This is a genomic window from Rhodococcus sp. R1101, assembly GCF_000278445.1.
Lineage (GTDB): Bacteria > Actinomycetota > Actinomycetes > Mycobacteriales > Mycobacteriaceae > Rhodococcus > Rhodococcus gordoniae.
Genome location: NZ_AJVB01000176.1, coordinates 1 through 7,204 on the forward strand (window position 1 = coordinate 1; position 7,204 = coordinate 7,204).

5 protein-coding genes and 1 pseudogene are annotated in these 7,204 nt (G+C 65.4%); 1 reads left to right on the forward strand and 5 read right to left on the reverse strand.

Going from position 1 to position 7,204, the window contains the following annotated elements:
* The 5 genes from R1101_RS26585 to R1101_RS0112590 all read right to left on the reverse strand — a co-directional run.
* Positions 1 to 2,178, reverse strand: a 2,178-nt coding sequence (locus R1101_RS26585) for an arabinosyltransferase domain-containing protein (RefSeq protein WP_051017532.1), incomplete at its 3' end; no start/stop codon positions are given.
* A 144-nt stretch (positions 2,179 to 2,322) separates the two neighbouring features.
* Positions 2,323 to 3,324 (reverse strand): class 1b ribonucleoside-diphosphate reductase subunit beta, encoded by a 1,002-nt coding sequence (gene nrdF / locus R1101_RS0112575; protein ID WP_026003207.1) that lies wholly within the window; start codon positions 3,322 to 3,324, stop codon positions 2,323 to 2,325.
* Between the two features lie 52 nt (positions 3,325 to 3,376).
* Complete coding sequence (gene nrdE / locus R1101_RS0112580) at positions 3,377 to 5,458, reverse strand: class 1b ribonucleoside-diphosphate reductase subunit alpha (RefSeq protein ID WP_232284742.1); 2,082 nt, start codon at positions 5,456 to 5,458, stop codon at positions 3,377 to 3,379.
* Positions 5,459 to 5,625: 167 nt separating this feature from the next.
* Positions 5,626 to 6,078: a class Ib ribonucleoside-diphosphate reductase assembly flavoprotein NrdI gene (gene nrdI / locus R1101_RS0112585; protein WP_016933772.1), complete on the reverse strand. Its 453-nt coding sequence runs from the start codon at positions 6,076 to 6,078 to the stop codon at positions 5,626 to 5,628.
* 106 nt (positions 6,079 to 6,184) lie between these two features.
* Positions 6,185 to 6,415, reverse strand: coding sequence for a redoxin NrdH (locus R1101_RS0112590; RefSeq protein WP_016933773.1), 231 nt, complete (start codon positions 6,413 to 6,415; stop codon positions 6,185 to 6,187).
* 392 nt (positions 6,416 to 6,807) lie between these two features.
* On the opposite strand from R1101_RS0112590, the pseudogene R1101_RS0112595 reads away from it, so the two are divergent.
* Positions 6,808 to 7,204 (forward strand): annotated as a pseudogene (locus tag R1101_RS0112595) (endoglucanase); the annotation flags it as partial.

Here is a 7,204-nt window from a genome sequence, read left to right on the forward strand (position 1 = left end):
GTTCGCCAGGGCACACGAGTTGCCGGTGAGCGTGTCGAGATTGGATCGTGCCACCGAATAACCCGGATACTGCGCGATCGCACCCTTGGCCAGTGACAGCACCTCGAACACCACCATCGCGGCGGCGGCGACGGTCAACGGCGGCACCGCCCACCAGCGCGCCGGAGAGTCGGTGCGCGTCGAGGCGACGGGATGGATGTGCCACCACGCGGCGAGCAGCAAGGCCGCGACCGTCACCGCGAAGAAGACGGTGGAGAAGCCGAATCCGGCGACCGACGGCGGCTTGTCCCACCACGGCACCCCGTAGCTCGAGACGTACCACCAGCCGTTGGGGCCGATGAACGACATGGTCACCACGAACGACACCGCCGCGGCGAACAACGCCCGGTTGCGTCGCGAGCGCAGTACAGCGGGGCCGGTGGCCACGGCGGCGAGCATCGCCACCGCAGCCGCGAGACCGGCATAGATACCGAAGTGGTGGGTCCACTTCGTCGGCGCGAACATCATCAGCACCAGCGCACCGAGGGTGATGCCGACGATGCGCCGGGAAGGACCCTGCGCGGTGCCCGGGATGTGCCCACCGCGGCGCAGCATCGCGACGACCGCCACCGCCAGGCACAGCACCAGAGTGAAGACCGCGAACCTGCGGGCCAGAGAGCCGTCCACGGTGATCTGCAGTAGGTACTGGTAGCGCAGATACTCCTGGAACCACGGCACGTTCGGACCGACCTCGTGCGCGTGCTGCATTTCCAGCACTGCCGCGAGGGTCTGGTCGGCGAAGACCGGTACCAGGATCACCAGTCCGGCCGCGACCAGCGGAGCGAGAACCGGCAGCCATCCCAGGCTGCGCGCGCGTCGATGGAGGATGCGGGCGATCGGGCGGGCACCGGCGATCAGCGCGGCGAAGCAGATGATGCCCGATGGTCCGGCGGTCACGGTGAGCGCGGCGACGAGGATCGCCGCCGCCGCCGGCAGCAGACGCCGGGTCGCGATCGCGCGTTCGAGCAAGCACCAGGTGAGCACGACACCGGTCGCGACGATCGGCTCCGGACGCAATCCGTTGTTCAGCGGCAGCCAGAACGCCAGGAACACCAGGGCCCCGGTCCACAACGGGAGCCGGTTGCGGCGTAGCGCCACGCCGAGACGCGGAGCGACCTCGCGGCTGAGCACCCACCAGCACAGGATCCCGGCGGTCAGGGCCGGTAGCCGCATCCAGAGGCTCGCCGTCGAGATCTGGGTCATCGCGGCGAGGACGTCGTAGAAGGGTGTGCCGAACGGTGCTTCGGGCACACCGAACCACCGGAAGTAGTTCGCCATGTACCCGGCCTCACCCGCAGCGCGGGCCATTCCGAGCTGGTAACCGTCGTCGGCGGTGTTCGCCCCGATGACGTGCCAGAGGAGCAGGGTTCCGACGACCAGTGCGTCGATGCGGGTGAACGACCACCACGACGCCGGCAACAGGCGGCGGTGGCGGCGGCCGTCGGCGCGGTCGAGCCGGGCCAGCGTCCACAAGGCCAGTGCTGTGGCCACCACCGCGACGATCATCGCGACGATCTTCAGCATCGTCGGAGACGTCGTGAACCGGGTGTCGACGGTCGCGGTGACCGAGACGCCGTCGAGCGCGGGACCGGGCAGGTCGGTGAAGATGCCGACCAGCTGAGGTCGCAGGTCGCGATCGACGGTCCGCTCCCCCGCCGCGGCCGACCCGGTGATCGTGGCGACGGTACGTTCCGAGTTCGAGGACAGGGTGACCGCACAGTCCCCGGACAGCTCGTCCACCGGTGCCGCCGCAAGCATCGTGTTGCGGGAGATCACCTCGAACATCGCCGGTCCGTCGTCACCGGCGGACCGGACCCGGACGATCAGCCCGTAGCGCTCACGATCGGGAGCTCCTTCCGGGAGGGTGGAGAACACGGTGCCGCCGTCCGGCAGCGCTTCGCGCACGGACCGGCACTCGATCGTGGCGTCGAGATCGACCGGCGCGTAGGACACCAGAGGAGCCGAGATACCGGTCTTGCTTTCACTCTGCGGCCATTCGAGGGTTGCGGTGGTCTGCGTCACGGGCAAGAGCGGTATCGCGATCGATGCGACGATCCCCACCACGGCGGCGAGTACCGCCCACAGCCGGGTCCGCTGCTCGACCACCCGTCTGCCGGACTGCGAGCGTTCCGATGTCACCGGCCGAGGCGAGCCCGACGCTTCTCTTGTCTCGGTCACGAGGAGCGATGCTATAGGTGACCGGCCGGGCCGCGAAAAACACGCGATCCCGTACACGGGCGCTCCGGCGCCGGTGTACGGGATCGATGCGTGCAGCGTGCCCGGTCAGAAGTCCCAGTCGTCGTCTTCCGTGACGACGGCCTTGCCGATCACGTAGGAACTGCCGGAACCCGAGAAGAAGTCGTGGTTCTCGTCGGCGTTGGGCGACAGCGCCGACAGGATGGCCGGGTTGACGTCCGTCTCGTCCTTGGGGAACAGCGCCTCGTACCCGAGGTTCATCAGCGCCTTGTTCGCGTTGTAGCGCAGGAACTTCTTGACATCCTCGGTGAGCCCGACCTGGTCGTAGAGGTCGGCCGTGTAGTGGGTCTCGTTGTCGTACAGCTCGTAGAGCAGCTCGAAGACCCAGTCCTTGAGCTCGTCGCGCTCGGTCTGCGTGATCGTCTCCAGTCCGCGCTGGTACTTGTAGCCGATGTAGTAGCCGTGGACGGCCTCGTCGCGGATGATCAGGCGAATCATGTCGGCGGTGTTGGTGAGCTTGGCCCGCGACGACCAGTACATCGGCAGGTAGAAGCCCGAGTAGAACAGGAACGACTCGAGCAGCGTCGAGGCGGCCTTGCGCTTGAGCGGGTCGTCACCCTTGTAGTAGTCGAGGATGATCTGGGCCTTGCGCTGCAGGTGCTCGTTCTCCTCCGACCAGCGGAAGGCGTCGTCGATCTGCCGGCTCGAGCACAGCGTCGAGAAGATCTGCGAGTAGCTCTTCGCGTGCACCGACTCCATGAAGGCGATGTTCGTCAGCACCGCTTCCTCGTGCGGGGTGACCGCATCGGGGATGAGCGAGACCGCGCCGACCGTGCCCTGGATGGTGTCGAGGAGCGTCAGGCCTGTGAAGACCCGCATCGTCAGTTCCTGCTCGTATTCGGTGAGGGTGCCCCACGACTGGATGTCGTTGGAGACGGGCACCTTCTCCGGAAGCCAGAAGTTGCCGGTGAGGCGATCCCAGACCTCGGCGTCCTTGTCGTCGGGGACGCGGTTCCAGTTGATCGCGGAGACGCGATCGATGAGTTTGACGCGCACGCCGTCGGCCGGCGAGTGTGCTGCTGCAGTCATCGGTTACCTACCTGAATTGTGTGCTGATGCAAGGACTGTCACGAAGTGCGGGTCACAGCATGCAGGAGACGCAACCCTCCACCTCGGTCCCCTCGAGCGCCATCTGCCGCAGACGGATGTAGTACAGGGTCTTGATTCCCTTGCGCCACGCGTAGATCTGGGCCCTGTTCACGTCGCGGGTGGTGACGGTGTCCTTGAAGAACAGCGTCAGCGACAGGCCCTGGTCGACGTGCTGCGTCGCGGCGGCGTAGGTGTCGATGATCTTCTCGTAGCCGATCTCGTACGCGTCCTGGAAGTACTCGAGGTTCTCGTTCGTCATGTAGGGCGCCGGGTAGTAGACACGCCCGATCTTGCCCTCCTTGCGGATCTCGATCTTCGACGCGACCGGGTGGATCGAGCTCGTCGAGTGGTTGATGTACGAGATCGAACCGGTGGGCGGAACCGCCTGCAGGTTCTGGTTGTAGATGCCGTGCTTCTGCACGGACTCCTTCAGTTCGCGCCAGTCCTGCTGGGTGGGGATCGCGATGTTCGACTCGGCGAACAACTGACGAACCCGCTCGGTGGCCGGCTCCCAGACCTGATCGGTGTACTTGTCGAAGAACTCACCCGAGGCGTACTTCGACTCCGGGAAGCCCTTGAAGTACGAGCCGCGCTCGATCGCGATCTTGTTCGACGCGCGCAGGGCGTGGAACAGAACCGTGTAGAAGTAGATGTTCGTGAAGTCGACGCCTTCTTCGGACCCGTAGAAGATGTGCTCACGGGCGAGGAAGCCGTGCAGGTTCATCTGGCCGAGGCCGATGGCGTGGGATTCGTTGTTGCCCCGCTCGATCGACGGAACGGACGAGATCGTCGTCTGGTCGGAGACCGCCGTCAGGCCGCGGATGGCGACCTCGATGGTCTGCGCGAAGTCGGGAGAGTCCATCGTCTTCGCGATGTTCAGCGAGCCGAGGTTGCACGAGATGTCCTTGCCCACATGGCTGTAGGACAGGTCGTCGTTGAACTCCGAGGGCGTCGAGACCTGCAGGATCTCCGAGCACAGGTTCGAGTGCGTGATCTTGCCGGCGATCGGGTTGGCCCGGTTCACCGTGTCCTCGAACATGACATAGGGATAGCCCGACTCGAACTGCAGCTCGGCGACGGTCTGGAAGAACTCGCGCGCCTTGATCTTCGACTTGCGGATGCGCTTGTCGTCGACCATCTCGTAGTACTTCTCGGTGACATCGATGTCGGCGAAGGGCTTTCCGTAGACGCGCTCGACGTCGTACGGCGAGAACAGGTACATGTCCTCGTTCTTCTTCGCCAGCTCGAACGTGATGTCGGGGATGACGACGCCCAGCGAGAGGGTCTTGATACGGATCTTCTCGTCGGCGTTCTCGCGCTTGGTGTCGAGGAAGCGGTAGATGTCGGGATGGTGCGCGTGCAGGTAGACCGCGCCGGCACCCTGACGGGCACCGAGCTGGTTGGCGTAGGAGAAGGAGTCCTCGAGCAGCTTCATGATCGGGATGACGCCGGAGGACTGGTTCTCGATCTTCTTGATGGGTGCGCCGTGCTCACGAATGTTGCTGAGCAGCAAGGCGACACCGCCACCACGCTTGGACAGCTGCAGCGCGGAGTTGATGGAGCGGCCGATCGACTCCATGTTGTCCTCGATACGGAGCAGGAAGCACGAGACGGGCTCGCCGCGCTGCTTCTTGCCCGAGTTGAGGAAGGTCGGGGTGGCCGGCTGGAAGCGGCCGGAGATGATCTCGTCGACGAGGTGCCGGGCCAGGATCTCGTCGCCGTCGGCGAGAGTCAGGGCGACCATGCACACCCGGTCCTCGAACCGCTCGAGGTAACGCTTGCCGTCGAACGTCTTGAGCGTGTACGAGGTGTAGTACTTGAACGCACCGAGGAAGGTCGGGAACCGGAACTTCTTCGAATACGCATGGTCGAACAGCGATTTGACGAACGAACGCGAGTACTTGTCGAGCACCTCGGGCTCGTAGTAGTTCTCCTCGACGAGGTAGTCGAGCTTCTCGTCGAGGTTGTGGAAGAAGACCGTGTTCTGGTTGACGTGCTGCAGGAAGTACTGGCGGGCGGCGGCCACATCCTTGTCGAACTGGATCTCGCCGTTGGGGCCGTACAGATTCAACATCGCGTTGAGCGCGTGGTAGTCGAGATCCTTGATCGAATCGTCGAGGGGTGCGCTCGTGGCGGGAGCGGGATCGGTAATGGTCACAGTGCTGTCCCCACTTGTCGGAGTTAGGAAACGGCCGCGCAGTCACGTCCGCGACGCGCGTCGAATACGGATACGGATGTGGCTCAGGCGTTCTGGAGAACGGACTCCCAGAATCGGGCGAGACCGTCGCGGACACGCTCCACGTCGTCGGTCGTGCCCATCAACTCGAATCGGTACAGATACGGCACCTTGCACTTGCGCGCGACGATGTCGCCCGCGAAACAGTACGAGTCGCCGAAGTTGGTGTTACCCGCCGCGATGACACCGCGGATCAGGCTCCGATTGTGCTCGTTGTTGAGGAACCGGATGACCTGCCGGGGAACGTAGCGGGTATCGCGACCGGCGGCGGTCGTCCCGCCACCGTAGGTCGGCACGATCAACACGTACGGTTCGCGGACCTCGAAAGTGCCCTCCCGATCGTGCAGGGGGATCCGGCTGGCCGGAATCCCGAGCTTCTGCACGAATCGGTGGGTGTTCTCGGATGTACTCGAGAAGTACACCAGCGACGTTCCCTGGATCGACACCAGCGAAGCCATCGGTAGTCACCACTCTTCATTCGATTGCGAAGACCGGCCCGGGCGGACACGGCGCATTTCCGCCCGGAGACGACGACGATCGGGCCGCTGCGAACGCGGCCCGGGCTCAGGCAGCGACCGTGAGCGCCTTGATGCGGTCGGGGCGGAAGCCCGACCAGTGGTCGTCGCCGGCGACGACGACGGGCGCCTGGAGGTAACCCAGGGCCATGACGTAGTCGCGGGCCTCGGGGCTCTCGCTGATGTCGACGACGTCGTACTCGATGCCGGCCTTGTCGAGGGCACGGTAGGTGGCGGTGCACTGGACGCAGGCAGGCTTGGTGTAGACGGTGATGTTCATGAATGCCCCTTTTCCGACGGCCGTGGGCGGCCTGACGACTGACTGCTGTGCGTTACCCGGAAACCCACGAATCCGTCCGATCCCGCTTCCCCGAGAGATCGTCGGCACTTGTGGCCTTCCAGCGGTCTAGACACTACACCTTGTGCCCACCGGATACACAGAACCCAGGATGTTGTGACTTACAAAGGTGATATTCCCAGGTCGCAACCCTCCCTCCACGGCGTTTCGGGCGCGTCTCGGCGTGTCGCCGCAAGGCGCCCGGGAGAGACCTCGAGCACAAGTGTGGTGGGTGCCACCGACAACTTCGGGCCGTCACCGGGGAAACCTCTCCGGACCGCCTGCGCGGGGGCCGCGGGCAGGAAGAATGACTCCTCGTGTTCCCGGTTCGCGCGATGGCCGCCACCCTCCTGGCACTGTCCCTGTGCACCGCCTGCGACGCGCGCCGCACATGCGAACCGATCGCCGCCCCGCTCGACGAGACGAGCACCGCGTGCCCCCGCTTCGGCATCAGCACCCCGGGCGGCCCGGTGGCCGTCGACGAGTACCGCGCGGTCGCCGAGGCCGTCGGCACGGCGCCGGGCGCGGTGTTGTGGTTCGTCGACTTCCCCTCCCCTCCCCCCATCGGCGCCCTCGACATCGTGCGGGCCTCGGGCGCGGACCCGATCGTCACGTGGGAACCCTGGATACGCCGCGAGCACGACTACGACCGGACGTCCGTGACCATGAGCGACATCGCCGCCGGCGTCCACGACGACCACCTCTACCGCTGGGCCGACGAGCTCGCCGCCT